19 protein-coding genes are annotated in these 23,067 nt (G+C 57.7%); 8 read left to right on the top strand and 11 right to left on the bottom strand.

The annotated features are described in order from the left end of the window. Window positions 1–83 precede the first annotated feature (83 nt). From H7F20_RS04425 to H7F20_RS04405, 5 genes are all read left to right on the top strand, one after another. Complete coding sequence (locus tag H7F20_RS04425) at window positions 84–2,579, top strand: cation-translocating P-type ATPase (protein ID WP_185784907.1); 2,496 nt, start codon at window positions 84–86, stop codon at window positions 2,577–2,579. Then, complete coding sequence (locus H7F20_RS04420; RefSeq protein WP_185785882.1) at window positions 2,569–2,721, top strand: hypothetical protein; 153 nt, start codon at window positions 2,569–2,571, stop codon at window positions 2,719–2,721. The genes H7F20_RS04425 and H7F20_RS04420 overlap by 11 nt, the downstream gene beginning before the upstream one ends. Window positions 2,722–2,804: 83 nt before the next feature. After that, entirely contained in the window at window positions 2,805–4,028 is a 1,224-nt protein-coding gene (locus H7F20_RS04415) for a permease (protein WP_185784906.1), read from the top strand. Window positions 4,029–4,288: 260 nt separating this feature from the next. Then, window positions 4,289–4,537: a VOC family protein gene (locus tag H7F20_RS04410; RefSeq protein WP_185784905.1), complete on the top strand. Its 249-nt coding sequence runs from the start codon at window positions 4,289–4,291 to the stop codon at window positions 4,535–4,537. Beyond that, window positions 4,534–4,878: a hypothetical protein gene (locus H7F20_RS04405; RefSeq protein ID WP_185784904.1), complete on the top strand. Its 345-nt coding sequence runs from the start codon at window positions 4,534–4,536 to the stop codon at window positions 4,876–4,878. The genes H7F20_RS04410 and H7F20_RS04405 overlap by 4 nt, the downstream gene beginning before the upstream one ends. Before the next feature lie 36 nt (window positions 4,879–4,914). On the opposite strand, the gene H7F20_RS04400 is transcribed toward H7F20_RS04405, so the two are convergent. Together H7F20_RS04400 and H7F20_RS04395 are read right to left on the bottom strand one after the other, a co-directional pair. Next, window positions 4,915–5,706, bottom strand: a complete 792-nt coding sequence (locus tag H7F20_RS04400) for a tetratricopeptide repeat protein (protein ID WP_185784903.1) — start codon at window positions 5,704–5,706, stop codon at window positions 4,915–4,917. A 162-nt stretch (window positions 5,707–5,868) separates the two neighbouring features. Then, the gene (locus tag H7F20_RS04395) at window positions 5,869–6,195 is read right to left on the bottom strand and encodes a TerB family tellurite resistance protein (protein WP_185784902.1); all 327 of its coding nucleotides are present in this window, start codon (window positions 6,193–6,195) and stop codon (window positions 5,869–5,871) included. A gap of 158 nt (window positions 6,196–6,353) precedes the next feature. On the opposite strand from H7F20_RS04395, the gene H7F20_RS04390 reads away from it, so the two are divergent. After that, complete coding sequence (locus H7F20_RS04390; protein ID WP_185784901.1) at window positions 6,354–6,728, top strand: DUF2237 family protein; 375 nt, start codon at window positions 6,354–6,356, stop codon at window positions 6,726–6,728. A 45-nt stretch (window positions 6,729–6,773) separates the two neighbouring features. Here the strand turns inward: H7F20_RS04390 and H7F20_RS04385 are convergent, their stop codons facing one another. The 4 genes from H7F20_RS04385 to H7F20_RS04370 form a co-directional block, all read right to left on the bottom strand. Further along, a complete protein-coding gene (locus H7F20_RS04385; protein ID WP_185784900.1) occupies window positions 6,774–7,091 on the bottom strand; it encodes a TerB family tellurite resistance protein in 318 nt (105 codons plus the stop codon). 111 nt (window positions 7,092–7,202) lie between these two features. Continuing rightward, complete coding sequence (gene uxuA / locus H7F20_RS04380) at window positions 7,203–8,396, bottom strand: mannonate dehydratase (protein ID WP_255443984.1); 1,194 nt, start codon at window positions 8,394–8,396, stop codon at window positions 7,203–7,205. Beyond that, the gene (locus H7F20_RS04375; RefSeq protein WP_185784899.1) at window positions 8,396–9,136 is read right to left on the bottom strand and encodes an SDR family NAD(P)-dependent oxidoreductase; all 741 of its coding nucleotides are present in this window, start codon (window positions 9,134–9,136) and stop codon (window positions 8,396–8,398) included. Before H7F20_RS04375 ends, uxuA begins: the two co-directional genes overlap by 1 nt. 10 nt (window positions 9,137–9,146) lie before the next feature. Beyond that, the gene (locus tag H7F20_RS04370; protein WP_255443983.1) at window positions 9,147–11,357 is read right to left on the bottom strand and encodes an alpha-glucuronidase family glycosyl hydrolase; all 2,211 of its coding nucleotides are present in this window, start codon (window positions 11,355–11,357) and stop codon (window positions 9,147–9,149) included. A 198-nt stretch (window positions 11,358–11,555) separates the two neighbouring features. Here H7F20_RS04370 and H7F20_RS04365 point away from each other — a divergent pair, with 198 nt between their 5' ends. Further along, window positions 11,556–13,049 (top strand): xylulokinase, encoded by a 1,494-nt coding sequence (locus tag H7F20_RS04365; RefSeq protein WP_185784898.1) that lies wholly within the window; start codon window positions 11,556–11,558, stop codon window positions 13,047–13,049. Beyond that, window positions 13,046–14,371: a xylose isomerase gene (xylA, locus tag H7F20_RS04360; RefSeq protein WP_185784897.1), complete on the top strand. Its 1,326-nt coding sequence runs from the start codon at window positions 13,046–13,048 to the stop codon at window positions 14,369–14,371. The genes H7F20_RS04365 and xylA overlap by 4 nt, the downstream gene beginning before the upstream one ends. 39 nt (window positions 14,372–14,410) lie before the next feature. On the opposite strand, the gene H7F20_RS04355 is transcribed toward xylA, so the two are convergent. The 5 genes from H7F20_RS04355 to H7F20_RS04335 form a co-directional block, all read right to left on the bottom strand. Continuing rightward, on the bottom strand, window positions 14,411–15,526 hold the full coding sequence (locus H7F20_RS04355; RefSeq protein ID WP_185784896.1) for a permease: 1,116 nt from the start codon (window positions 15,524–15,526) through the stop codon (window positions 14,411–14,413). Window positions 15,527–15,550: 24 nt separating this feature from the next. Then, a complete protein-coding gene (locus H7F20_RS04350; protein WP_185784895.1) occupies window positions 15,551–16,741 on the bottom strand; it encodes a histidinol-phosphate transaminase in 1,191 nt (396 codons plus the stop codon). 188 nt (window positions 16,742–16,929) lie between these two features. Then, window positions 16,930–20,007, bottom strand: coding sequence for a DNA polymerase III subunit alpha (locus H7F20_RS04345; RefSeq protein WP_185784894.1), 3,078 nt, complete (start codon window positions 20,005–20,007; stop codon window positions 16,930–16,932). A 59-nt stretch (window positions 20,008–20,066) separates the two neighbouring features. Continuing rightward, window positions 20,067–21,281, bottom strand: a complete 1,215-nt coding sequence (gene dinB / locus H7F20_RS04340) for a DNA polymerase IV (RefSeq protein ID WP_185784893.1) — start codon at window positions 21,279–21,281, stop codon at window positions 20,067–20,069. Between the two features lie 151 nt (window positions 21,282–21,432). Continuing rightward, window positions 21,433–23,040, bottom strand: a complete 1,608-nt coding sequence (locus tag H7F20_RS04335; protein WP_185784892.1) for a hypothetical protein — start codon at window positions 23,038–23,040, stop codon at window positions 21,433–21,435. Window positions 23,041–23,067 lie beyond the last annotated feature (27 nt).

The following is a 23,067-nucleotide window of genomic DNA, read 5'->3' as shown; positions in this document are numbered from 1 at the left end:
CGTGCTTCCTTCCAGGGTGTTCCTGCTGAAGAAGGTTCCGGAAAAATTTTGCCCAGATACTAAAACCACCTGAACCCAATACCATGCTGCAGGGACTTTCCAGAGATGAAGTTGCCAACAGGATCCGAAAATTCGGATATAATGAGCTTCCCGCCTCTTCGTCCAAAAATCTCCTGCATATCGCAATCGAAGTGGTTAAGGAACCCATGTTCATTCTGCTCATGGGTTGCGGGGGACTCTATATGATCCTTGGGGATTATTCCGAAGGTTTTCTGCTGTTGTGCTGGGTCCTTGTAATCGTTTTCATCACATTCTACCAGCATCAGAAAACCGAAAAAGCACTGGAAGCCCTGAAGCAACTTGCTTCGCCCAGGGCCCTGGTCGTGCGGGACGGTAAGCGCCAGCGAATAGCCGGGCGGGAGGTAGTCCCCGGGGATGTGGTCGTACTTGGCGAGGGTGACAGGATCCCCGCGGATGGTCAATTGGTCGAAAGCAACAACCTGACCGTCGATGAATCGCTGTTAACAGGTGAATCCCTTCCCGTTGGTAAATCGATTCAAAAAGGAAACCCGGAGAAAAGCCGGGTTTTCAGTGGTACCCTGGTGGTACAGGGCGATGGGATCATGCTGGTTTCCGGAACGGGTATTCATACGGAATACGGTACTATCGGAAGCTCACTTCAGCAAATTGAAAAGGACCAGACGCAGTTACAAGTTGAAACCCAATCATTGATAAAAAAACTCTTTGTCGCTGGAATTGTCTTGAGTTGTGCAGTAGTCGCGGCATTTTATTTCAGTAGGGGGGACCTGTTGCAATCCCTGCTGCATGGGCTCGCCACGGCCATGGCCATGCTTCCGGAAGAGTTTCCCGTTGTGCTTACCGTATTTCTGGCCATCGGATCCTGGCGCTTGTCTCAAAAGCATGTCCTTACGCGGAAGCCCACGGCAATTGAAACCCTGGGTTCGGCTACGGTTTTGTGCAGCGACAAGACCGGAACCATTACCCAAAATACCATGGAAGTTGCCGCGTTGTTTTGGCGGGGTACGCTGTTGCGAAAATCCGGCTTCAGGGAGCACAACGGCCAGGTCAATGACCTTTTGGAAACTTCCCTCCATGCATGTCAGCCGGCACCTGCAGACCCGATGGAAAAAGCAATCCATGAGGCTTATGAGGAAATTCTGGGGTATAAGGGCGAAAAACGCAAATTGCTGAAGGAATACCCCCTTCGGAAGGACCTGTTCTCGCTGACCCGGGTGGTACTCCTCGAAGACGGCAGATGCCTTGCCTGCTGCAAGGGTGCACCCGAAACCGTTCTGATGTTGTGCAATGTTCCCCCTGATAAACAAGCGGATTTACTTAACAAGGCCGGGGAATTGGCAGCTCTGGGCCAACGGTTACTGGCAGTGGCCAGAGCTGATTGCACCCGTGAAAGCCTGCCGGATGCCCAGGAAGGATTTGAATTTGAATTTTTGGGATTTCTCGGCTTTGAGGACCCCATTCGCCCTGAGGTGCCTGAGGCTGTCCGGGAATGCCAGGCTGCCGGCATCAAGGTGGTTATGATTACCGGGGACTTTCCGTCAACGGCCAGGGGCATCGCCAGGCAGGCGGGCTTGAAAGCCGATGGCGAAATCCTCACTGGTGCCGACCTGCAGAAAATGGATGAAGCGCAAGTGGCCGAAAAAATCAAATCCGTCAACATTTTTGCCCGGATCGTCCCCGAGCAGAAGCTCCAGATAATCAAAGCCCTCAAGGCGAACGGCGAAATTGTCGCAATGACAGGGGATGGGGTGAATGACGCCCCTGCGCTTAAGATGGCTGATATCGGCATTGCGATGGGGGCAAAGGGCACCGATGTTGCCCGGGAGGCGTCTGCCCTGGTTTTGCTGGATGATAATTTCAGTTCCATTGTATCTGCGATCCGGTCGGGCCGAAGGATCTATGACAACCTGCAAAAGGCGATGGGTTACATTATTGCAATCCACATTCCCATAATCGGGCTCACCTTGTTACCCGCCTTTTTCCCTGCCCTTCCCATTTTGATGATGCCCCTTCATATCGTCTTTATGGAACTGATCATTGACCCGGCGTGTTCGGTGGCATTTGAATCAGAAAAGGAAGAAATCGGAATCATGAAAAGAAAACCCCGGGACCCTAAAGAGCGATTCTTCGGGTACAGGAGTATTTTACGAAGTACCCTGTTGGGGTTATTGCTGCTGGCCACGGTAATGGCTGTGTACTTTTTTGTAATTTATGAGGGGCATACGGCGGGGGAGATCCGGGCCATCACATTTTCATCCCTGATCATCGGCAACCTGTTCCTGATCCTGACAACCCTCTCCAGGACCCGAAATGTGCTTGCCGTATTGTTGGAGCGGAACATTACGCTCTGGGTCATCTTTTGTGTAGCGCTGGTCATGTTGGTTGCCGTTTTTGAAATTCCCTATTTGCGCGATGTGTTCCGTTTTGAAAACCCGGGGATGTCGCATTTTGTGGTCTCAGCCATTGCCGCAACCGCAATGCTTCTGGTCCTGGAAGGTCTTAAAATAGCACAATCAAAACCGGCTGTCCATGACAAGTGAGAAAATGAGTTTCAACGCCACCTGGTCCATGGCCGTGGGCGGTATGGTGGGGGGCGGGATTTTCTCCGTCCCGGGCGTGATTATCCGGGTCTGCTCAGTAACCGGCTTCCGAAACCTTTCGGGTCAGGATCCTTTGGATTAACGCACATCCGGCTCCGCCTGTTGCATTAAGTTCCTGTAAGAGCCGCTCTTACGCCGTTGCTCCCTTACAGATATGATAGTCACATGAATGAATTTTTCAACAAATGGGCCCAGGCAGCCACCACCAGCGTGGGGTTTTTCTGGATGGCCCTCTGGGCCTTTATCCTCGGCTATGCCATCAGTTCGATGATCCAGATTTTCGTAACGGAAAAACAGATGCAGCGATCCATGGGGGATGCCGGGGGCAAGAGCATGATGCTGGGGACCTTCTTCGGTTTTATCAGCAGCTCCTGCAGCTTTTCGGCCCTGGCCACCTCCAAATCGCTTTTTAAAAAAGGCGCCAGTTTTGCCTCTTCCATCGCATTTTTGCTGGCCTCCACCAACCTGGTCATCGAACTCGGGATCGTGATCGCAATATTCATGGGTTGGCAGTTCGTGGCCGGGGAATACCTGGGCGGTCTGCTGCTGATCCTTTGCAGCTGGGGCCTGATCCGGATCATCAACCCCCGGAAACTCGTGCAAAAAGCGCGCGAAAACCTGGAACGGGCAGGGAAATCGCATGAAGAAGGCAGCAAGCCGGCCCTGCAAAAGTTGCGATCGGACGAAAGCTGGGCGAAAGTAGGCAAGCAGTATGCGATGGAGTGGAAGATGGTGTGGAAAGACGTCACCATCGGCTTTACGATTGCCGGACTTGTAGCGGCCTTTGTCCCGGATTCGTTCTTCCAGACCCTCTTCATCCACACCGGGCCCGGGGTGCAGGACTACAGTTTCTTTACGCTGCTGGAGCACGTAATTGCCGGACCCCTGGCCGCCTTCCTGACTTTTATAGGATCCATGGGGAATATCCCGCTGGCGGCGCTGCTTTACGGCAAGGGTGTCAGCTTTGCGGGGGTGATGGCTTTTATCTTCAGCGATCTGGTCGTATTCCCGGTACTTCGGATCAATGCCCGATACTACGGCTGGCGGATGTCCTTGTTTATCCTGCTCCTCCTCTTCATTTCGCTGGTGGCCACTTCCCTCCTGCTCCATTACGGCTTTGACTTCTTTGACATGCTGCCGGGGCTGCCCGAAGATAAGCTGGAAAGCCGGGAGTTCTTCAAGGTGGACTACACCCTGTTCCTGAATATGGCGTTTCTGCTGGTGACCGGGGCGCTTCTCTACTTCGGGTTCCTGAAAGGCCGGGACGTCAGCCACCACAAAGAGATGGCCCCGAAGAGCCCCCTGCTGGAAAAAACGCTGAAATGGATCGCCTTTATATGCTACATTTGGCTGGCCGGGGGGTTGGCAATCAAACTGATCGCACCCTGAGCCCGCACCTGTATTTCCGACGCCTTTGAAAAACCACCTGTTATCCAAGCAGGGCCATCCGCTTGCTGCTGAAGCTACTGATATTTGCCTTTGCTACCTGGTGCTCCTTCGAAATGGGCTGGCCAAAGTGCGGCCTGATTTTCGGCCTAATCACATTTTTCCATTACCTTTTATCCAACGACCGGGTCCGGTGGCTACTCTCGCGTTAGACCGGAAGGAACGGTTGGAAAACTTTGTGCGTTTTACAGGAATTGTTACCCATGGAACCATTTAAAATAGATTTCCTGGACCACGTGGCCATCCGGGTGGCAAACCTGGAGGCCTCCGCTGCCTGGTACGCGAAGGTGCTTGGCCTCGAAAAATACCAGTTGCCCGAATGGCGGGACTTCCCCATTTTTATGCTGGCCGGCAAGTCCGTTTATACTACGGATCCCGACGGGCATACCGTGGAATTGACAACATTGGTAGTGGAGGAAAACGCGTTTTACCGAAAATCCGATAACCCATGAGGCAGGGGGTACTGGTTTTGCTGTTGCTCAGCAGCTGTTGTTCGTTTTCCCAGCTGCAGCAGGACAAGGTGTTGCACTTTGGGGCCGGCGTTGTCTCCGGGGCCGCAGGGGCGTTTATTGCCCACGAGATTTCCGGGGGCGATAAATGGTGGACGATCACCGGGGCGGTTGGGGGGAGCCTGCTTGCCGGGGCTGCCAAAGAGCTGATCGACCAGAACCGTTACGGGAAATGGGACAACGGCGACCTCGCTGCCACGGTCGCAGGGGGTGTTACGGTGGGGGTGGTAATCGAATTATTCAGCGGGAGGCGAAAGAAAAGGGTAGGCCGAACGCTCCGTTAATCCTATAACCCTCTCGCCAGCGGTCGCAAAGATCTTTTATTTCCCGGAAGGTGCCCCGATCTTTTCCACCATCGCCTGGAATCGGGGCTCATCGTGCAGGGGCCTGTTTATGGGCATGTAACGCAACCAGGGTAACAGGGGCTGCCTGCGCTCGTAATTGGCCTCGAGCCAATCCAGGGCTTTTTCACGTTCCCCGAGCATGTTGTACAGGGGCACCAGCACCATGGTCTCCAGGGAAGTTGTTTCCGCCGATTCAATTTGCCGGATAATTTCCCTTGCTTCTGCTTCCCGGCCAGTCAGCACCAGGTACATGGCCCGGGCAGGGCGGCCGGTAGAATCCCTGGCGGCTTGTTCCATATACTCCAGGCCCTCAGCCTCACGGCCGATCCGATAATACATCCGCCCCAGGGTAAAATAGGCATCCCGTTGCCGGGGTTGCATCTCAATAGCCTCCTTCAGGTACTTCTCCGCACACTCAAAATCGTCGTAGAAATAACAAATCCAACCGTGCCACTGTACCCAAAGCGGGTCCTCCGGCGCGGCCTTCTTAGCCAGTTCGATATGTCGCATGGAGGCTTCCCGTTTATCCTCGAGCATCCAGTACCAGGCCAGGTTGGCATGGGATAACGCATCCTCCGGATTCATTTCGACTGCCTTCAGCAGGGCTTCCCTGGCCGCATCGAATTCCCAGGCCACATATAGTTTATCCCGGCCCAGTTTCGCGTATTCCGGGGCCGTCAACTCCGGGGGCGTGGAATCCTTTTCAGGGGCCTCCCGGCAGCCTATGACCAGGGCAAGCGTTAACAACAGGATCAGTGGCGTTTTCATGGTCGCCTTTTTCCTAATAAGATACAAAATATTTTGCTATACCACTCACTGTGTGAGGCTTACAGGGCGAAATTCCCAAAGCACCCTCCCGGAAACCCACTTCAGGAAACCGCGGGAAGGATCCCGGGCCGTCGTGTCGACCCCGGAAAGAACTGCCAGCGTTCAGTCTTCGAGCCGGATACCGGCTGCAGTAAGCACCCGGTAGATAAACTGGATTTCCCGTTCGTCCACATCCCCGTCCGAATTGGCCGCCTCGTTGAGCAGGCGGGCGAGAACCTGTTTCTGCTCCCTGGGCATGGCCCGGAGCACACCCAGGGCTTCGGCAGGGTCCGTGCGGCGGGCCTCCTCGATCAAACCCGGTTCGAATTCGAGTTTCTCCGAGAGCCGGTTCATGAATTTTACTTCGCCTTCCTTTACCTCATTATCCAACTGGATCACCTCGTCGATCGTTTTGAGGACTGCCAGTTTTTCCATTAAATTGAATTCCATTCTTCTAACATTTAAACCTGGGTTCCACCTTCCCGGAACCCAATTTTCAGGGACTGAAAAGATAGTAAGATTATCGATTGCCCAAGCGGGCTGCCCTTCAATAATTCCAACTGCGGGCCATGTCGGAAAGATGGTGTAATTTTATACAAAGCAGCTATATGGAAACCAACCGGAATGTCCTTGGGGGCGAACTCATCCCCTGCAGCCTGGAACCGGTCACCGGCTTTTACCGCAATGGGTTATGCAGTACAGGCCCCGGAGACTCAGGCTCCCATGTGGTTTGTGCCATCATGACGGAGGAGTTCCTCCGGTTTACTAAATCCAGGGGCAACGACCTCAGCAGCCCGATGCCCTATTTTAATTTTCCGGGCCTCAAACCCGGGGATTCCTGGTGCCTCTGTGCCACGCGCTGGAAGGAGGCCTATGAAGAAGGCGTGGCCCCGCCGGTCATCCTGGAAGCTACCCACCAAAAGGCCCTGGAATTCCTGGAGTTCAGTTGGCTCCTGGAATACAAGCACACCCCTCAGGACTGAGGGGTCCTTCAGGTACCGCACAATTAAAAGGGTTTTGCCTGGCTATCAATCCAGACCAACTTCCGCGATGATCTCCTGGACGAGTTCCAGTTCCTCCTCTGTAATACGCCCGTCTGCCCCGGCCGTTTCGCGAAGCATGGTGGCCAGGGTTTCTTTTTTGGAAATGGACATGGCCTGCAGGATGCGAAGGGCCTCCTGGTAATCCATGTGGCGGGCCTCCCGGACCAATTCCATTTTAAACCGGAGGAGGCTGGCCATCTGGAGGACAAAGTTTGCCTCCTCTTCATAAGCGCGGTCGTCGGCCAGGACCACTTTGTCAATGGCCTTCAGTACAGCCCGCTGTTCGTCTATCGTAAACTTCACTTGCAACTATTTGAGGGAAATTATGCGCCTGTTTCACACCGCGCACCCCGTATAATATTACTTAAATAACCGGTGCCATCCAAAAATATCTTATCGGCATTACTCCTTCATTTACAACTGGTTAGAACCGTATATCAGCCCCTGTTCCAGGCCCCGGAGCTCTGCCAGGCCCTTCAGCCGGCCAATCAGCGAATACCCCGGATAACTCCGGCTCCCGAATTCCAACTCGTGCAGGAAGCCGTGGTCCGGCCGCATAGGGAGGGACATGTCCCGGCGGCCCATCAGGCGGAGAACCTCAGCCACCACCTCTTCCATGGGGACGTGGCCGCTCAGGTGGTCGGACTCCCGGAAGGCGCCGTCTGCCTCATGGGCCACGTTTCTCAGGTGGAGGAAATGGATACGGTCCCCGAATTCCCTGACCATGTCCGGGAGGTCGTTGGTTTTCCCGGCCCCGAGGGAACCCGTGCAGAAACAGAGGCCGTTGGCCGTGTCCGGCACCGCGTCGAAGAGCAGCTTCAGGTGCGCCCGCCCCGATACCACCCGGGGCAACCCGAGCAGCGGATAGGGCGGGTCATCGGGATGGATGGCCAGGACCGCCCCGCTTGCCTTGGCCACGGGTACCACCGCCTCGAGGAAATCCACCAGGTGCTGCCGCAACCGGTCTTCGGGAATGTGGTCGTATTGGCCCAAAAGATCCATCAAACCGGCTTCTGTAAACTGTTCATCGCTCCCGGGCAGCCCCTGGAGCACCGACCTGCGGATCCGTTCGCGCTCCTCCCCGGTCAGGGTCCTTGCCAGTTCCGCCGCCTTTTCCAGGGTTGATGCCTCGTAGTCGGCTTCCGCACCAGGCCTCCTCAGGGCGTGGATATCGTACGAGGCAAATTCCGACCGGTCAAAGCGCAGGGTGCGCGTACCGTCGGGATTGGCGTGTGCCAGTTCGGTGCGTACCCAGTCCAGCACGGGCATAAAATTATAGGTGATTACCCGGATACCGCAGGCGGAGAGGTTCCGGATGCTTTCCTGATAATTGGCTATATGGGTACGGAAATCGCCTTGCTGCTGCTTGATGGCCTCCGAGACCGGGAGACTTTCCACGACCTCCCATTCCATCCCTGCATCCTGGACCATTTGCTGGCGTTCGCGGATAGCCGTTTCTGTCCATACGTCCCCCGGCGGTATCTGGTGCAGGGCGGTCACGACACCCCGGGCCCCGGCCTGCCGGATGGAGGCAAGCGTTACCCCGTCCCTCGGGCCGTACCAGCGCATACAGGGCAACATCCGGTTTGTGTGCTGATCCTTCTCCATCAGAATCCAATACTATTTCCCCCATCTACCGGCAGTACCACCCCGGTGATAAACCGCGCCTTTTCAGAAGCCAGGAAATACACCGCATCGGCGATGTCTTCCGGGACGCCCATTTCCCCCATGGGTGTGCGGGCAAACACCCGGTCCTTCCGGGGCGGGTCGCTGTCCAGCGCCTTGGCCGTCATCGGGGTCTTGATAAAGCCCGGTGCCACGCAATTCACCCGGATGCCCATAGGGGCCAGTTCCACTGCCATGGCCCGGGTCATCCCCTCAATAGCTGTTTTGCTGGCCGAATAGGCCACCACATAGGGCAGGCCATACTGGGCGGCCATTGAACTGATGTTTACGATATTCCCCTGCCCCTGCTCCCGCATCACCTTGCCTACTTCCCGGCTGATGGTAAAGACGCTGTGCAGGTTGGTTTGCAAAATCCGTTCGAATTCGGCGTCGGTCACATCCAGCAGTGGCTTCTTCATATTGATGCCTGCATTGTTGACCAGGACATCAATCCGGCCGGCTTCTTCGACGATCCTGCGTATGGTGGCGGGAATCTCCGCAGTATGGGTAAGGTCCAGGACTACCTCCCGGGCATTTTCCCCCAATTCCCCGCAGCTTTTACGGGTCTTTTCCGGGTTCCGGCCAATGACATAACAGATATGCCCGGCCTCGCAGAATCTTTTGGCGGTCGCGTACCCCAATCCGGAGGTCGCGCCTGTTACCAGTACTATTTTTGGGTCCATTTTTCTGAATTTAGTTCCATCGTGGGCGAATCCCCGGGGCAAAGGGAAACCGCAATGCTTTGTAATACTCCAATGGATGCTCCGGGGGTTCCATGCCCTGGGGAAAATCCATCCCGGAGAATGTACGGAAATATTGCATGCAGGCGTACTTCCACCAGCGGGCCTCCCTGAGTTGTATCTGCAGCCTCATGGAGACGTCCCGGTAAACCTCCTGGGGGAGCCTGGATTCGAGTTCCTGCCAGTCGGCCAGCATCCCAACCACGGTATCCACCCCTTCCTGGTATTTCAGGCCCAGGCCCTCCCAGAGGGTGTGCCCGCTCCGCAGCCGGTAATCCCAGGGAACATGGTGGAACCACAAAAGGAATTCCTCCGGGCAGGTTTCCAGGCTGCCGTAACGGGTTGCCAGTTCCGGGGCATACTGGGCAACGGCGTTGCTGCCGGTTGCGCTCCGGTCAAACCCGATCCCCGAAGCATCCGCCTGGTGGTAGTAGACCGGGTTCCACTCGGGTCGGGAAAGGTCGTCCACCCAGGGACCGGGGCCGTAATGGTGGCCCGTATCAAAAAGGTGGTGGAGGCCCAGGGGGTTCATATAGTTTACCACGGCCTCCCGGGAGCGCAGCATCATGTCTTTCAGGGAAGCCACCAGGACCGGGTCATTGCCAAAGGTGGCGCGGACCCATTCTTCCGCAAGCTGCCCGCTGCTCAGGTAGGGGTCCCACGCCAGGCGGCCGAAACCGTACCAGTCGGCCTGGCCAAAGGGGTGACCCGTCCAGTTGATGTCCGTCCCGATATTGGCCACCCCTGCCATCCCGCTCAGGGCCTTGCCGTGCAGGCTCCCGTCCACAACCCGGGCCACAGTGGAACCGGGACCTTCCCGGTAAGTGTCCGTCTGCAGTACCTCCTCAAACAATTTGGGAAGGAAGGCGAGGTGGGTGGCAAACCCGAGGTATTCCTTGGTAATCTGGAATTCGACCAGCAAAGGGGTTTCGGGCATCGCACCAAACAGCGGGTGGATCGGTTCCCTCGGCTGGAAGTCGATCGGCCCGTTCTTTACCTGCAGCAATACGTTGTCACGGAATTTACCGTCCTCCGGGGCAAATTCCGAATAGGCCTGTTTGGCCCGGTCTTCCGGGTCTTCCTCCGAATACACAAATGCCCGCCAGATCACATTCCCGCCAAACGGCCCCAGGGCATCGGCCAGCATATTGGCCCCCTCCCGGTGAGAACGCCCGTAATTCTGCGGGCCCGGCTGCCCCTCGGAATTTGCCTTGACCAGGAAGCCCCCGAAATCCGGGATCGCCCGGTAAATCTCTCCCGCCTTGTCCCGCCACCATGCGGACACACGCGGGTCCAGGGGGTCGGCCGTATCCAGCCCGCCGATTTCCATGGGGGCGGAAAAGCGTGCGGTCAGGTAAAGCCGGATGCCGTACGGCCTGAAAATATCGGCAAGCGCACGCGCCTTGTCAATGTAGGCTTCGGTGAGGACCAGCGCATTGGCGTTGACGTTGGTCACTGCCGTGGCGTTGATGCCCAGGGAGGCGTTGGCGCGCGCATAGTCTTCATAGCGCGGGTCCCTGAAATCCGGCAGCGTATGCCAGTTGAAAATGGAAAAACCCGCATAGCCCCGTTCGATGCTCCGGTCCAGGTTGTCCCAGTGGTTGAGCATCCGCAACCGGGCCTTCGGCGCATCCAGTTGGTCGAGGCCCGAAAGGGGGCGATGCGTCTGTACCAGGCGGAGCAACCGGTATGCCCCATAGAGCAGGCCAGCATCGTCTGCGGCAGTCAATAAAATATGCTTTCTCGGGCCATCGGCCACCTCCCGGATCAAAAACCCCTCGGCTGGGATCTTCCGCTCCCCGAGAAACTCCCGGAACCGGGTGGGCAACCGGTCCAGGGTGGCGGCTACCAGCAGGTTTCCTCCGGAGGTAGTGGTCCGGGGCAAGAGGGGACGGGAGAGCATGTTGCCGATACCTTCGGTTAGTTCCCGGTACGCAATCTCCTGGGTAGCGCCCACGGGCTCCATCACAATGCCCTCGAGGGATGCCCGGTACTGGCTTGCCAGGACGGAATCGCTGACCGGGGCGAACTTCAGCCACAGCTCATACCCCCATGGCAGCGGATTTCCAGGGTCAGCCCCGGCCCGCATGGGACAGTCGGCAAATAAAAGGATTACCAGTAGGATAATGGCCGGACGTGCCGGCAGGGATGGAGTTTGCCACATATCGGTTCGGACTGACTTAGCGGGGAATTTAATGAAATTTTGCTGCATTATTCGGGATATGGACGAGAATACCTGCCAGCAGGAAGCGCATATTTTTGATCGCAGATTTGTGCAAGTCGGAATATATGCGGATTTTAACAGGCCCGTTTGAAAAATCGGCAACCTACACAGGAATCAAACAAACACGCGTCGGAAAGCATGTACTGGATTGGATATGATATTGGCAGTTCTTCGGTTAAGGCCGCCCTGGTCTCCTCGGCGGACGGGTCGGAAATCGCCCGGGTCCAGCAACCTAAAAAAGAGATGCCCATCGACGCCCCCCAACCGGGATGGGGCGAACAGGACCCGGACCTCTGGTGGGAACAGGTGCAGCTGGCCACCCGGGAACTACTCGAAAAAACGGGCATTAAGGCCGATGCGGTAAAGGGCATCGGCATCTCCTATCAGATGCATGGGTTGGTAGTAGTGGATCAGGACTTGAAACCTTTGCGCCCGTCCATCATTTGGTGTGACAGCCGCGCCGTTGCTGCCGGGGAGGCCCTGCTGCAAAAGGCCGGGGAGGCTGAATGCCGGGAGCGGTTGCTGAATGCCCCCGGGAATTTCACCCTGTCCAAGCTGTTCTGGGTCCGGGAAAACCAGCCCGAACTCTTTAAAAAAATACATAAAATCATGTTGCCGGGCGATTATATCGCCTTGCGGTTGTCGGGGCGCTGCACTACCACCGCCTCAGGGCTTTCCGAGGGGATCCTCTGGGATTTCAAGGAGGAACAGCCTGCGGCCTGGCTCATGGAAACCGCCGGGATAGACCCGGGCCTGTTGCCTGATATCGTACCGACTTTCGGACCGCAGTCCGAGCTCGACGAATCCGGGGCCGAAGCCTGCGGGCTTAAAAAAGGAACGCCTATCCTCTACCGGGCGGGGGACCAGCCCAATAATGCACTATCGTTAGACGTGATGGAGCCGGGAGAGGTAGCCGCCACCGGAGGAACCTCCGGGGTGGTTTACGCGGTGACGGATCGCACCCAGACCCGTGAGATGAACCGGGTAAATAATTTTGCCCATGTCAACCACAGCGCAGAAAACCCGCGCATCGGGAAATTGCTGTGCATCAACGGCACCGGGATACAGTACAGCTGGATGCAGCAACAAGTATCGGAGGACACGGACTATGCGGAGATGAACCAAATGGCGGCAAGGATCCCGGTCGGCAGCCAGGGCCTGCGCATCTTTCCATTCGGCAATGGGGCCGAACGCATGCTCAGCAACATCCTGGTTGGGGCACGCATTTCCGGCCTAAGCTTTAACACCCACAAACGCGACCACCTTTTCCGGGCCGCCCTGGAAGGCATCGCCTTTTCCTTTGTCTACGGCATGGAAATCATGGCGGCCGACGGGGTGAACCTACGTAAAATACGGGCCGGGAACGATAACCTTTTCCGGGCGCGCCCTTTTGCGGAAACCGTAGCCACGCTTACCGGGGCGACCATCGAGATGGTTGCCACAACCGGCGCGGTTGGCGCCGCCCGGGCAGCCGCGGTTGCTGGCGGGGCATTCCCTTCCATGACGGCAGCCACGGCCACCGACAAGGTGCAGTTGGAATACGCCCCCGTTCCGGGGAAAGAACCCTACCAGCAGGCCTATGCCCACTGGAAAAACGAACTCAATCACATCCTAAAAACCCATACCACATGATTACCACCGGCGACAAGGAATATTTCGGAAACATTGGAAAAATCCCTTTTGAGGGCAAACAGTCCGACAACCCGTTAGCCTTTAAGTATTACGACGAAACCCGCAAGGTTGGCGACAAAACCATGAAGGAACACTTCCGTTTTGCCATCAGCTACTGGCACACCTTCTGCGGGTTGGGGGCCGATCCGTTCGGTGCCCCGACCCAGCAATTCCCCTGGCTCCGCAACCCGGACCCGGTACAGCAAGCCAAGGACAAAATGGATGCCGCCTTTGAATTCTTTACCAAGATCGGGGCGCCCTATTTTTGCTTCCACGATTACGACCTGATTGCCGAAGGCCCCACCCTGGCCGAATCCGAAAAGCGGCTGGACACGATCACGGACTACGCCCGTGAAAAAATGAAAGCCTCCGGGGTCAAACTGCTTTGGGGCACCGCCAATTGTTTTGGCAACCCCCGCTATATGAACGGGGCTGCAACCAACCCGGATTTCAGGGTGGTGGCTGCCGCCGGGGCGCAGGTGAAAAACGCCCTGGATGCCACCATCAAGCTGGATGGGGAGAACTATGTATTCTGGGGTGGGCGCGAAGGCTATATGTCCCTGCTGAACACCGACATGAAACGGGAACAGGACCATATGGCGCGCTTCCTGCACATGGCCCGGGACTACGCCCGGAAACAGGGTTTCAAGGGGACCTTCTTTATCGAGCCCAAACCCATGGAACCGTCCAAGCACCAGTACGACTTTGACGCCGCAACCGTGCTTGCCTTCCTGAGCAAGTACGATCTGCTGGACGATTTTAAGCTGAATGTCGAGGTCAACCACGCCACCCTGGCCCAGCATACCTTTGAGCACGAGTTGCAGGTGGCCGCAGACAACGGCCTGCTCGGCAGCATCGATGCGAACCGGGGCGACTACCAGAACGGGTGGGACACCGATCAGTTCCCCGTGGACGTATACGAGCTGACCCAGGCCATGCTGGTCATTCTGGAAGCCGGCGGGTTCCAGGGAGGAGGCGTGAATTTTGATGCCAAGATCCGCAGGAATTCCACGGACCTGGAAGATATCTTCTACGCCCACATCGGAGGGATGGATGCATTTGCGCGGGCGCTTATTACGGCCCATGCCGTGCGTACGGACTCGGATTTCCTGAAGATGCGGCAGCAGCGCTATGCGTCCTTTGATACGGGCAAGGGTGCGGACTTCGAGGCGGGGAAACTCTCCCTGGAGGACCTGCACGCCTATTTCGGGGCCAACCAGGATATCCCGCGTATCAGCGGCCGTCAGGAGTTGTTCGAAAATATCATCAACCAGCACCTGTAATTCGGGTGCAGGTACACGGTCCGGTTTAAAGAACCCCGTCTAAGGGAAGACATTCTCAGGGACGGCGCTTCGCAACTTGCGTAGCGCGGCCTGCCAGACCCTGGGAAGCAGGGAGATCCCAACCAGTGTAAAGCCAACCAGGGCCAAAACCCAGGCGTGGGCGATGGTTTCCGGGAAATTGAAGGCCAGCAGGATGATCCCGCTTGAAAAAGGGAGGGAACAGGCCAGCAGGTTTACCGCAAAACCCGTGTCGAAGGTCCGCCCCTGGCGGGACTCCGACTCTTCCCGGGTATTCACCAGGTGCATGTGGGCATAGGGCCAGAAGCTGCAGGAGCTCTGGGGAAAGACAATAACCAGTAAAATCAGGGCCGGGCTCAATGCCGGCAACAGGAAAAGCATTAAAGACGAGAACAACAGGGCCATCCCGGATCGCCAACTCAGCAGTAGGGCGATCGTGCGCAGATCAGATAAACTCACGCGTACTGCCATCCCGATAAACAGCAACACCAGGGCCACCATCATCACACTGAAACGATTAACGGTGGCGGCTATAAAACCGGGCAGGCTTTCCAGGTTTAGCCCTGCGATCAACAAGATAATGGCTGCGCCAATAACGAGGTTGATTGGTTCTCGTAACAACGAGAGGAAAAGTCCTCTCAACTTTTTGGATGCCGGGGCCTTTGCCGTTGCTGCCGGGCTTCTGAGGTTGTACCAGTGCATCGCCAGGAGATACAGCAGGATGAGGCCAAAAAATTTATTTCCCACGTCCGCCAGGGCAGCCATCGCCAGGCTGGCATCGTCCAGATAGGCCATGATGAACGGGTAGCAGGACAGTCCCGGTGCCAGGGAGGGTAACAACATGGCCAGGGTCCGGCGCTGCGGGCCTTTTTCCCCCGGGGCAAACCAGGGCAGGACAAAGCGTACGGCCAGGAACATCAGCAGGTTAAAAGCAAGGGCCAGGCAGGGCAGCACGAGCAGGCCGGGCTTGAGCTCCACCTTCAGCAGGGCCAGGAATATCGTTGCCGGGAGGGCTACGTTCAGGATGATGATTTTCAACCCGTCTAGCTGCATCCGGTTACCCAGCTTTCGCTGCAGGAGCAGGCCAATGCCAATTATCAGCAATAATTCCAGTGTCCTCTGTAGGGCTGGGTCCATGCGCAGAGATTCTTTAAAAAGCTATTAAACCAGGGTCTTGCGGACAGCGTCGAGGAACAGGTCCATTTCTGCCCGGGTGCCCATGCTAACCCGGCACCAGTTCTGATCCTTAAAATGAAAGGCCCTGACGCCCACCTGCAGGGCAGTCATGCTGTCCAGGAAATCCTTCCCTTCCAGGGCAATCGGGAAAATCATGAAACTGGTATATGAGGGGACGGGTTTGTGTCCGAGCTCCTTCAGGGAATCATAGACATGCGTCCGTACCGAGGTGTTCAGGCTGCGGCATTCATTGAGGAAGTCGAGGTCGGACATGCTTGCCCGGGCCGCGGCTATAGAAGGCCCGGAGATCCCCATTCCGCCCCGGGTGATCGCATTGATGCGCTCCAGGGTCTCCGGGAGGGCCACCGCGTAGCCTACCCGCAGGCCAGCCATCCCGTGGATCTTGGAGAACGTGCGGGCCACGATGACATTTTTGCCGCGGGCTACCAGGGACACCATGGATTTTTGGGCTTCCGGCTCCAGGAAGCCCAGGTAGGCTTCGTCAACAAAAACGGGAACCTTATCAGAGACCCGATCGCAGAATTCGAGCAAAGCATCGGCCGGGGTGAGGGTTCCCGTAGGATTGTTAGGGTTGCATATGTATACCAGGTTGGTCTGATCGTCGATCGCCGCTTCCATGGCCTCCAGGTCATGGGACCAGTCGGCTTTCAGGGGTACGGGTTTCCACTCGGCCCCGCAGGACCTGGCTACCTGTATCAGGGACATATAGGACGGGTCTGCAGAGACCACATTGCCGCCTTGCTGAAAAAAGACCATGGCCGTTTTTTCGAGGATGTCGGAAGAACCGGGCCCGGTTATGATGTTTTCGGGTTGCACCCCTTCCAGGCCGGCGATCTCATCGATCAGGCCCATGAGTTCCCGCCACGCATACCGGTTGCCGGATGCCGATGCCGCGCTGAGGGCCTCGCGCGCCAGGGCCGAGGGGCCATATGGATTTTCATTGGCATTGAGTTTCGCGGCAAGGGGGGCGTTGTAACCGGCCTCAGGCAGGTACTCCCGGAAGAAGGGGCTGTAGAGTGCTTCCCCTGCAGGGCTGATGCGCACGGGAGCCCGTGGGGTTTCACAGAATCCGGAGACAGGGATCAGTCCCAGCCCTCCGGCGGTTAGCGCGGTGGTCCTCATCCAGTCTCTGCGGTTGAAGGTGCGTGGTTTCATATGGTGTATGTGTTTAATGTTGGAGCAGGTTTTGGGAGTGCTGCCTACGGAAGTTCCAAAATTTTCCGGGCCTGCACGAAATTCCCCTGCATTTTTACGGGGTTCGGGACAGGGGGTGCCGGAATTTGTCAAACTGTCAATTTTTGGCCCTGAAAATTCCACGGTCCCCAATGTTAAACAGATCGCTTTCAAGTATTTCCGGCGGGGGATGCGTTGTTGGGGTTTTCGCGGTCCGGCCGGGTTCCCCCTTCGTTTCCGGCCAGGGCGTCCTGCTGCCTGACCGACAGGCGCCTGGAAGCCGTCTTCATATCCGCATAGCGGGGGTCCGGGATAAAGTCCTGCTTCTCCATCCGGAGCACCTCGATGCTGAGGAAACCGAATTCGCTGACCACCTTGCCGTAGGAGCGGTAGATCCCCCTGCCGCGGAAGCGGTACCTGGCCGCCACCGGGGGGAAAAGCACCGTATCGAACACCTCCCCGTACAGGTCGATGAAGGTGGCAAAATGCATGCGCTGGCCGTTGTGGGTTTTCGTGTTCTTGACCGTCACCAGGTAGCCATATATGTCGATGTAGCGGTCCATGTACTCCGGGAAATGGCGGCAGCCGTTCCGGTTGGCGGGCGGGGTTGCCAGCAGGTCAAAGGGGCTGCAGAGGCAAAAGCCCAGCAGCTCCAGCTGGGTAAAGGCGGTTTCCTGGTCCGTACCGTGCAATTGGGGAATGCGGAAGCGGGTGTGCTGGGGCGGGAACAGGCGCGGGTGGTCGGGCACCGTCCCCTTGGACAGCAGCAGGTGCGCCTTCCAGAGCAACCGGTGTTTTTCCGCCCCCGTACTCCGGAAGGCATCGATGCGGATCAGGATGCTGAGCTGTTCCATGGAGATGGGTACCCGGTCCAGGAAATCCTCCAGGCCCGAAAAAGCCCCCCCGAGCTGCCGCTGGCGGACAATGCGGTCCATCACCCGGTCTTCCAGTTCCCTCAGGTACATAAACCCCAGGTAGATGTCGGCCCCCTCGATCCGGTTACCCACCCCGGAGTGGTTGATACAGGGCGGGTGGATCCGGGCGCCGAGCATCCGCGCCTCGTGCACGTAGTGCTCCGGCCGGTAAAACCCTCCCCCGTTATTGAGCACCGCCACCAGGTATTCCAGGGGGAAATACGCCCTCAGGAACAGGCTCTGGTAACTCTCCACCGCATAGGAGGCCGAATGCCCCTTGGCAAAGGCATAGCCGGCAAAGCTGGCCACCTGGTGCCAGATTTCCGATATCAGGGCTTCGGAATACCCCTTTTTCCGGCAGTTGTCGACAAAGGCCGATTTGACACGCTCAAACTCCTCCCGGGAGCGGAACTTCCCGCTCATGCCCCGCCGGAGTACATCGGCCTCGCCCAGGCTGAGCCCGGCAAAATAGTGGGCCACCTTGATCACATCTTCCTGGTAGACCATGACCCCGTAGGTTTCCGGCATAATGTCAAGCAGCACCGGGTGGGCCTGTTTTACCCGCTCCGGATCCCGGTGGCGCAGTATGTATTCCCGCATCATCCCGCTCTTGGAAACCCCGGGCCGGATGATGGAACTGGCCGCCACCAGCCCCAGGTAATTGTCCACCTCCAGCTTGCGCAGCAGCATCCGCATGGCGGGCGATTCCACGTAAAAGCACCCCATGCACTGGGCCGTCCTGATCAGCCCGTTCACGGCCGGGTCCTCCTTGATCCGGCGGATGTCGTGGATGTCCACGCCCCGGCTGGCATCCGGCTGGTTGGACCGGGCAATTTCCAGGGCCTCCCGGATCTTTGCCAGGCCGCGCTGGGCCAGGATGTCGAACTTGTAGAGGCCCGCATCCTCGGCGATGACCATGTCGAACTGGGTGGTGGCAAACCCCTTGGGGGGCAGGTGGGTCGCGGAAAACCAGTGGAGGGGCCTGTCGGCGATCAGGATACCCCCTGCGTGCACGCTCAGGTAATTGGGCATGCCCCTGATCAGTTGCCCGTACCGGAGCACGAGCCGGGCCACCTCGTCCAGGCGGGAGGATTCGTATACCCCGTCGCAGAGCTGGTCGATCTCTGCCTTGGGCAGCCCGAACACCTTGCCCAGCTCCCGGACGATACCGCGCTCCCGGAAGGTCACGTAGGTCCCCAGAAGGGCCACGTGCTCAAAGCGGTCGAAGATGTAGCGGGTGATGGCCTCCCGGTCCCGCCAGGAAAAGTCGATGTCGAAATCCGGGGGATTGGTGCGGAACAGGTTGATAAAGCGTTCAAAATACAGGTCCAGCTCAATGGGGTCCACATCGGTGATCCGCAGCAGGTAGGCGACGATGCTGTTGGCCCCGCTGCCCCGCCCCACGTAGAAAAACCCCCGGCGGCGGGCTTCGCTGATAATGTCCCAGTTGATCAGGAAATAGGACACAAACCCCTTGGCCCGGATCAGCTCCAGCTCTTTGGCAAGGCGCTCCCGGATCGGCGGGGTGGGATCCGGGTACCGGTAAGGCAGGCCTTCCTCGCAAAGGCGTTCGAGCAGGGACTCGTCCCCCTCCCGGCTGCCCGTATACGTACTGAGGTTCTGGGGCTTTCGGTTTTCCGAAAAATCGAACCGGATACCGCAGCTTTCCATCAGCGCCCGGGTGTTCTCCAGGATGAAGCTGTATTCCGAAAACACCTCTGCCAGGTTGGGCAGCGCATACATGCAGTCTTCCGGCCGCGCCTGTTCGGTCTCGGGCAGCTTGCTGAGCAGCACGTTGTTGTCGATGGCCCGCAAGAGCCGGTGCGCATTGTAGTCCCGCTTGTTGCGGAAGGTGACCGGCTGCAGCACCACCAGGCGGTCCCGGTACTCGACCAGGTGGGAAAAGGGCAACCGCCTGAGGTCCCGCACCGAGATGCCGATGTATTCGTGGGGGGCAAAATCCTCCAGTTCGCCGAGCAGCACCTTCTCGAAGGGGTAGATGGCCACCGCGTCGGAAAAGGCCGGCGCCCGTTCCGGCAGCGGGCGTTTTTCGTGCAGGTGGCGGGAGAGGAAACCGTTGAGTTCCATATAGCCCTGGTTGTTGCGCGCCAGCCCGACAAAACAGGGGTCCACGCCATTGCGGAAATCGATGCCCAGCAGGGGCCGTACCCCGAACTCCGGTGCCCGCCGCACAAAATTCAGCCCCGCCGAGGTATTGTTGATATCCGTCAGCGCCAGGCAGCTCACCCCGTTTTCCCGGGCGAGCTCCAGCAGGTCCACCTCGGAGAAGGTGCCGTAGCGGAGGCTGTAGTATGTATGGCAGTTCAGGTACATCTGTAAATTTCAAATCCCGAATTTCAAATCCCGGGGATGGATTCGGGATTTGCCGTTTTCTACTGTTTCCGGTGTGCGAGCACCGTCGGCGGCTGCCCGTTAAAGGGGTTGTGCATCCGGCCGATGGTCCGGGCCCCCATGCCCGAGGCGCGGAGGACGCTCTTGTCGCCAAAACGCTCCCGGATGCGGTCCATGGCCGCGTAGAGGTTCAGGGCTTCCTGGGTGTCGTCGAACAGGTCGATCTGGTAGTTGCCCGGCACCAGGTGGCTGAAGCGTACCCCGATCAGGCGCACCAGCAGCCGTCGGTCGTACAGCCTTTCGAACAGGTCCATCACCCGGGGGATCAGGATGTGGTCCGCAGAGGTATAGGAGATGCGCAGCTGGCGGGAATAGGTGTTGAAATCCGAATACCGCAGCTTGACCGTGACGCAGGCGGTGAGCTTGCCGCCCCGGCGGAGCTGGAAGGCCAGGTTCTCGGTCATGGCGGTGAGGATGCCGCGCAGGCGCACCACGTCGATGGTGTCCCGGTCAAAGGTGCGTTCCGTGGAAATGGATTTCCGCTCGCAAAAGGGGATGACCGGGCTGTTGTCAATCCCGTTGGCGCGCTTCCAGATGACCGTACCGTTGGCCCCTAAAACGCGTTGCATCACATCGAGCGGCATTTCCTGCAGGGTCCGGATCTGCCGCAGCCCGAGGTTGCGGAGCGTCTGGTAGGTCTTGTCCCCCACCATGGGGATCTTCTTGATGGACAAAGGCGCCAGGAAGGGTTTCTCATAGCCGAAGTCGATCTTGAGCTGGTTGTTCGGCTTTGCCTCCCCCGTGGCCATTTTGGACACCACTTTGTTGACCGACAGGCCAAAGGAAATAGGCAGGCCGGACTCGCGGATAATCCGCTGCCGGAGCTCGGAGGCATAGCGGTAGCACCCGAAAAACCGGTCCATGCCCGAAAGGTCTGCGTAGAACTCGTCGATGCTCGACTTCTCGAAAAGCGGCACCTGCTCCCTGATGATGTCGGTCACCTCGTCCGAGTGTTTGCTGTACGTGCCCGCATTCCCCCGGATGATCACCGCCTCCGGGCAGAGTTCCCGCGCCATGCGCATGGGCATGCCCGAATGCACCCCGTACCCCCGGGTCTCATAGCTGCAGGCCGCCACCACCCCCCGGTCGCTCAGCCCACCCACCAGGATGGGCTTGTTTTTAAGGCGGCTGTCCAGCTTGCGCTCCACCGAGACAAAAAAGGTGTCCAGGTCCAGGTGTAAAATGGTTTTTTGCATCGCGTTCCTTGAAAAAGAGGGATGCTAATTTATGGATATTTTCCTTTTTTTTGGAATTTATCCTAATTCTGTTATGTTAAATTTTAGGGTTGCGGGCAACACCGGACCCGGTTGGTGAAAAAGAAAATAATGGGAGGAGGAGCGGCCGGTGCTATTCCCCGGTATTCACAGGTCGGTTTACCAGCACCCTGCCCACCTCGTCGAAGACGAGCAGGCGGAACCCCGGGTGCGGAAGGTCCAGGGAAATGTTCCCCCCCCCGGCAAGCAGGAACGAAAATTGCGGCACGCTGAAGGTAAAGGCCAGGTCGGTCTTCCAGTCCCGGGCATCGTAGAGCCCAAGCTGGACGGGCTTTCCAAAAGGATTCGTATAGGTGAAATCCCCGGGCGCCGGTGTCGGGTCGAGGTTGTTCACCAACTGGTAATCTACCCGCCGGTAACGCCTGGTGATCAGGGAGTCGGCGTTGATCAGGGCCAGGTCCGCACCCAATTGGGTGCGATAGTGCGCCAGGTCCGTTTGGGAAACCGTAAGGGGGTCTATCCCGTAATTCTCCGCAAACAATTGCGCCATCCGTATCTGCTCCCCGTCGCTTTCTTCGTAGATATGATCTATCCCCGCCAGTACGACCACACGGGCATCCGGATCTCTCCCGAAAGTCTTCCCGTATAGGTTTGCTGCCTGGGCAGCTTCCCGATCCGGTTGTCCTTCACTTGCTTCGTAGGAGACGAACTCAAACCCCAGTTCCCGGGCTGCCTGCAGCAGGCGGTTGAATTGTTGTTCCCGCGTGTAAAACCCGGTTGCCAACCTCGGTTCCATGCCCTGGTTCAGCAGGCTGTCCGTGACCAGGGCCTCCAGCGCCAGGTAGCCGTACCCCTCTGCCTTCAGGGCCGGCAGCAATTCCCTTACCAGGATCCGGTGCCAGGGGTAAAAGTGGTTTTCACTGAACATGAGCAGTCGCTGCCCGGCCGCCAGGGCCAAGAGGGAATCCAATACCCGGTCCTTGCCACGTATGCCTTTTTCCCGGATCCGGAGGGTTACCGCTTCATCCAGGGCATATCGATCCTCCCACACCTTCAGCTTTTCCCGGAACAGGGTGTTGTCGCCAAGCATGCTCAGGTAGGTAAGCTCGTATTGCAGTTGCAGGCCGCGGTCGGTCCGGTCCGATGCCGGATAACCGGCGATCTCCGTATAGGCCTCCAAAAACTTCCCTGACTTCGCATGGCGCTCCATCAGGTCATTGAGGGGAGCCACCCCGTCCGGGAGGCCCTTGCCCCGGGTGAGGCTTTTGCTGATATACCGGAAATCACTTTCCGGGAACCGGTCATCCATCCCTCGGCCCAGAAAAACATACCGCCTGCCGCGGACCACGGTGTCAAAACGGTATTCAAAGAGTCCGGGTTCGATAGTGCGTCTGCCGGGATTTACCAATACAAAGAGTTCGTACAGGGGTTTCATATTGGACCTGCCGTGGAACAAGACGCCGTTTACCGGGATTTCCCCGACATAGGCTTCCAGTTCGGCCCGGTTCCGGGTATAGTCAATATCCCCCGGGGAGCGGAAATAGGTGCCGAGATCTTCATTGACAAGATAAGTGGAAAACCCGGAGAGATAGCGATTCGACTCAAATGCCCGGTGCACCTTCGGGGCACAACCTGAAATTGCCAGCAGGAAAGCAAGGATACCGGACAGGAACAAGGATAAACGACACCGCATCCATACATTTGCAGCGCCTCCCAGGTTAAAATCAACGCGTTTCTTCATGGACCGAAGATGATCAAAAAATCCCTT

Origin of the sequence: Robiginitalea sp. SC105, assembly GCF_014243345.1 — a bacterium.
In the GTDB taxonomy this organism is placed as follows: domain Bacteria; phylum Bacteroidota; class Bacteroidia; order Flavobacteriales; family Flavobacteriaceae; genus Robiginitalea.
The sequence above is the reverse complement of the archived record's forward strand: the minus strand, read 5'-3'. Positions and strand labels throughout refer to the sequence as shown.

Coding starts and splice junctions, on each gene's coding strand:
- H7F20_RS04425 (WP_185784907.1), top strand. CDS start 84: ATGCTGCAGGGACTTTCCAGAGATGAAGTTGCCAACAGGATCCGAAAA.
- H7F20_RS04420 (WP_185785882.1), top strand. CDS start 2,569: ATGACAAGTGAGAAAATGAGTTTCAACGCCACCTGGTCCATGGCCGTG.
- H7F20_RS04415 (WP_185784906.1), top strand. CDS start 2,805: ATGAATGAATTTTTCAACAAATGGGCCCAGGCAGCCACCACCAGCGTG.
- H7F20_RS04410 (WP_185784905.1), top strand. CDS start 4,289: ATGGAACCATTTAAAATAGATTTCCTGGACCACGTGGCCATCCGGGTG.
- H7F20_RS04405 (WP_185784904.1), top strand. CDS start 4,534: ATGAGGCAGGGGGTACTGGTTTTGCTGTTGCTCAGCAGCTGTTGTTCG.
- H7F20_RS04400 (WP_185784903.1), bottom strand. CDS start 5,706: ATGAAAACGCCACTGATCCTGTTGTTAACGCTTGCCCTGGTCATAGGC.
- H7F20_RS04395 (WP_185784902.1), bottom strand. CDS start 6,195: ATGGAATTCAATTTAATGGAAAAACTGGCAGTCCTCAAAACGATCGAC.
- H7F20_RS04390 (WP_185784901.1), top strand. CDS start 6,354: ATGGAAACCAACCGGAATGTCCTTGGGGGCGAACTCATCCCCTGCAGC.
- uxuA (WP_255443984.1), bottom strand. CDS start 8,396: ATGGAGAAGGATCAGCACACAAACCGGATGTTGCCCTGTATGCGCTGG.
- H7F20_RS04375 (WP_185784899.1), bottom strand. CDS start 9,136: ATGGACCCAAAAATAGTACTGGTAACAGGCGCGACCTCCGGATTGGGG.
- H7F20_RS04370 (WP_255443983.1), bottom strand. CDS start 11,357: ATGTGGCAAACTCCATCCCTGCCGGCACGTCCGGCCATTATCCTACTG.
- H7F20_RS04365 (WP_185784898.1), top strand. CDS start 11,556: ATGTACTGGATTGGATATGATATTGGCAGTTCTTCGGTTAAGGCCGCC.
- xylA (WP_185784897.1), top strand. CDS start 13,046: ATGATTACCACCGGCGACAAGGAATATTTCGGAAACATTGGAAAAATC.
- H7F20_RS04355 (WP_185784896.1), bottom strand. CDS start 15,526: ATGGACCCAGCCCTACAGAGGACACTGGAATTATTGCTGATAATTGGC.
- H7F20_RS04350 (WP_185784895.1), bottom strand. CDS start 16,741: ATGAAACCACGCACCTTCAACCGCAGAGACTGGATGAGGACCACCGCG.
- H7F20_RS04345 (WP_185784894.1), bottom strand. CDS start 20,007: ATGTACCTGAACTGCCATACATACTACAGCCTCCGCTACGGCACCTTC.
- dinB (WP_185784893.1), bottom strand. CDS start 21,281: ATGCAAAAAACCATTTTACACCTGGACCTGGACACCTTTTTTGTCTCG.
- H7F20_RS04335 (WP_185784892.1), bottom strand. CDS start 23,040: ATGAAGAAACGCGTTGATTTTAACCTGGGAGGCGCTGCAAATGTATGG.